General features: G+C 72.0%; 3 protein-coding genes. All 3 read left to right on the top strand.

Annotated features, from left to right (window positions below; translation table 11 throughout):
• Positions 1-1,632: AAA family ATPase (locus tag G6028_RS16465; RefSeq protein WP_182659513.1), on the top strand; the 1,632-nt coding region annotated here is incomplete at its 5' end.
• A complete protein-coding gene (locus G6028_RS16470; RefSeq protein ID WP_182659514.1) occupies positions 1,629-2,972 on the top strand; it encodes a 5-methylcytosine restriction system specificity protein McrC in 1,344 nt (447 codons plus the stop codon). The genes G6028_RS16465 and G6028_RS16470, both read left to right, overlap by 4 nt.
• Positions 2,969-3,825, top strand: an 857-nt coding sequence (locus tag G6028_RS16475) for an SGNH/GDSL hydrolase family protein (protein ID WP_182659515.1), incomplete at its 3' end; no start/stop codon positions are given. The genes G6028_RS16470 and G6028_RS16475, both read left to right, overlap by 4 nt.

Below are 3,825 nucleotides of genomic sequence, written 5' to 3' on the forward strand. Positions count from 1 at the left end.
CAGTACCTGGCCTGGCCCGGGTACTTCCAGCCGATCGTCAAGCACGAGCACAAGACCCGGATCCGCGACGCCTTCGCCGACCTCATCGGCGGGCCGTCCGGGATCGACGAGCTGGACATCGACCAGGACCTCCACCGGATCGCCGAGACGCTCTCCGCCCAGCTCGGCCAGCCCGTCGACTGGTACCGGGGTGCGATCGCCAACCAGTGGCAGCGCCACCGCGACGACCACTCCCGCCGAGCGTGGCTGGTCCGACCCGGGCGCGGCGGCGTCGGTCAGGCCGGTCAGTGGGTCGCGCAGAACCGGATCGCGCTGCCCGCCTCCCACCTTCCGCGCATCCCCGCCCACGCCAGCCGGCTCGAGGTGTCCCAGGCCGTCGAGCAGGGGTACCCGCACCTGGACTACCAGGCACGGTTCCAGCTCACCGCGGAGCTGCACACCTTCCTGTCCCGGATGAGCCCCCAGGACGTGGTGGCCACGGTCGCCGATGCCAAACTGCACCTGGGCACCCTCACCGACGACCTGGGTTACGTGGAGGACGGCGGCCAGCAGCTCGAGCGCTCGGTGCGGTGGCACTCGGTCACGCTCGACCTGGACACCCTCCCCAGCCCGCTCTCGGAGCTGATCGGGGAGCCCGGCACCGTCGTGGACCTCACCGACGGCCTCGACGCCCTGCTCGCCGCCATGCACCCCGGCCGCCACTCCGCCGAGTCGCAGGTGGCCGAGGCCCCGGGCGCCGGGACGGTGCCCACCCTGCCCGACATCTCCGACGAGCTCGCCGACAGCCTCCACATGCCGCGCAAGGAACTGCAGGAGATCGTGGACACCCTGCAGGAGCGGCAGCAGATCGTGTTCTACGGCCCGCCCGGCACCGGTAAGACCTACCTCGCGCAGGAGCTCGCACGCTTCCTCGCCGGCGCCGACGACCCGAGCCGGGTGCAGCTGGTCCAGTTCCACCCCAGCTACGCCTACGAGGACTTCTTCGAGGGCTACCGGCCGACGCTCACCGAGTCCGGCCAACCCGGCTTCGCCCTACAGGCCGGGCCGCTGCGCCGCCAGGCCGCACGCGCCACGTCCGACTCGGGGCGCGAGCACCCGAGCTTCCTCATCATCGACGAGATGAACCGCGCCGACCTGGCCCGCGTGTTCGGCGAGATGTACTTCCTGCTCGAGTACCGCGACCGCACGGTCCTGCCCCAGTACAGCCCCGACACCTCGTTCCGGTTGCCGCGCAACCTGTTCATCATCGGCACCATGAACACCGCCGACCGGTCGATCGCCATGGTCGACGCGGCCATCCGGCGTCGGTTCGCGTTCATGGAACTCCACCCGGACACCCCGCCGGTGGCGGGCGTGCTGCGACGTCACCTCGAGGCCCGCGGCGTGACCACCGAGCCCGCGGACCTGCTGGAGGCGCTGAACTCGGAGATCGACGACTCGGACCGCGACCTGCGGATCGGGCCGTCGTACTTCATGAAGGACCGGGCCACCGAACCCGGCGGGCTCGAGGCGATCTGGCGGTACGACCTCCTCCCGCTGCTCGAGGAGCACTACTACGGACGCCTGTCCCGCGCCGAGGTCCACGAACGCTTCGGGCTCGCGACACTGCGTCGGAAGATCGGCCGGGCGTGATCCCCGCCTCGGCGGGCTCTGCGGCGTCGGAGACCATCGAGTTCGACGAGTTCGACCGCCGTGGCCGGCTCGTCACCCTGAGCTGGGAGGGCGCGCAGCACCTGTCCCAGACCGGGCTGGTCGAGGTGTTGCCCGCCGGCCGCGACACGTGGCGGTTGATCCCGTCCGGGAGCGTCGGCTCGGTCCGCGTCGAGGGTCTGTCCGTGCGGGTCCTGCCCGCGGCCAACCTGGGCCTGACGCAGTTGTTCTTCCTGCTCGACCACGCGGCCGACACCGCGTTCCTCCCGTCGGCCGTCCAGGCGAGGGACGACGACGAGCTCTGGGTCTCCGTGGCCGAATCCATGGCCGCGTTGGCGCACCAGGCCCTGTCGTCCGGGCTGCTGCGCGGGTACCGCAGGGTCGACGAGGCGCTGACCACCGTGCGCGGCCGGATCCGTCTGGGCGACCAGATCCGCCGCCACCCGGGAATGACCATCCCCCTGGAGGTCACCTACTCGGAGTTCACCCCCGACATCGCGGAGAACCGCATCCTGCGCACCGCCGCGCACCGCCTGCAGTTCCTGCCCGACCTGCCGGACGCCACCCGGCGGCGGCTGGCGATGGTGGACGCCCGGCTGGCGGACGCCACGCTCATCGGCCAGGGCGCCCCGGTCCCCGCCTGGACGCGGACCCGGCTCAACGCCCGGTTCCAGAACGCGCTCGCCCTGGCCGACCGGATCGTGCGCCGCATCTCGGTGGAGGTGGAGGACGGCCACGCGGCGTCGGCGGCCTTCGTCACCGAGATGCCGGCGCTGTTCGAGCGCTTCGTGGAGGCCGAACTGACCGCCGCCCTCGACGGCTGTGGTGGACGGGTGCTGCAGAACCCCGTCGTCCATCTGGACACGGGTATCGAGCAGGGAGACGCCGGGGACGCCGGGTCGACCAGTGCCTCCGGCGGCAGGGCCGGTCGCCACAGCGCTCCCGACACCGAGGGCGACCACATCTCCGTGCCCACCGGCCTCGTGTACGAGGTCGACGGCGAACCGGTCACGACCTTCGTTCCCACCTATCCCACGGACCGCCGCGCCCGCGCCGCCGAGCACTACAGGCTGCTGGCGGCCTGCACCGCGCTCGGCGTGGACCGCGCGTACCTCGTGTATCCGGCCCAGCGTCGCGACGACACCCCGCAGCCGCGGCGGATCGTGCACACCGACATCTCGATCGTCGAGTACCCGGTGGATCTCTCGATGGGGCCCCTGGAGAGCCGCAGGACTATCGTCGAGTTGTCACAGCAGGCCCGCGAGCTCGCGGTGCCGAGCCCCGCACGCCACCGCACCGGAGGGAGACGCCACGCCAGATGAGTCACGCAGATGATCCGGCACGGAAGGTCGTCGTCAACCTCGCGCTGGTCGCGGTGGGGACCGTCGGCGCCTACCGGGGTGCGTACGAACTCCTCGCCCAGCAGGCCAGGATCGCCCGACGGGTGATCCCCAAGCCCACCTCGCGACCCTTCCACGGCGACGGCCTCTACCGGCCCGGTGCCGTGACCGCGGAGCCGTGGCGACCCGGGATGACGTGCGACGTCCACATGGTGATCTTCGGCGACTCGCTCGCCGCCGGCCTGGGTGCCGACTCCCCCGGTGAACTGCCCGGGGTCCTCCTGGCGCGCGGTCTCGCCGAGGAATCAGGGTGGGACGTGCGGCTGAGCGTCAAGGCGATCGTCGGCGCCACCTCCAAGGGGCTCGCCGGTCAGGTCGAGGCCATGCAGATCGCGCACGGCGATCCCGACATCTCGGTGATCCTCATCGGCGGCAACGACATCACCGCACGCAACGCGATCGGCCCGTCGGCCCGCCGCGTGGGCGAGGCCGTCGAGGCGCTCCGCGAGGGCGGCTCCCTCGTGGTGGTGGGCACGTGCCCCGATCTGGGGACCATCAAGCCCGTCCCGCAGCCGCTGCGATCGGTCATGGCCACCCTCAGTCGCCGTCTCGCCTCGGCCCAGGCCGTGCAGGTCCGCCGCGCGGGCGGTGTGCCGGTCTCGCTCGCCGAGGCGCTGGCCCCGGAGTTCCACAAGCACGGCGAGAACCTCTTCTCCCCGGACCGCTTCCACCCCAACTCCGCCGGGTACGAGCTCGCCGCCGGGTTGCTGCTGCCCGCCGTGTGCGTCGCGCTCGGTGTGTGGGACGAGGTGCCCGAGGACCAGCTGCCCCACGA

The sequence above is a fragment of the Dietzia cercidiphylli genome (genome assembly GCF_014145145.1).
Lineage (GTDB): Bacteria > Actinomycetota > Actinomycetes > Mycobacteriales > Mycobacteriaceae > Dietzia > Dietzia natronolimnaea.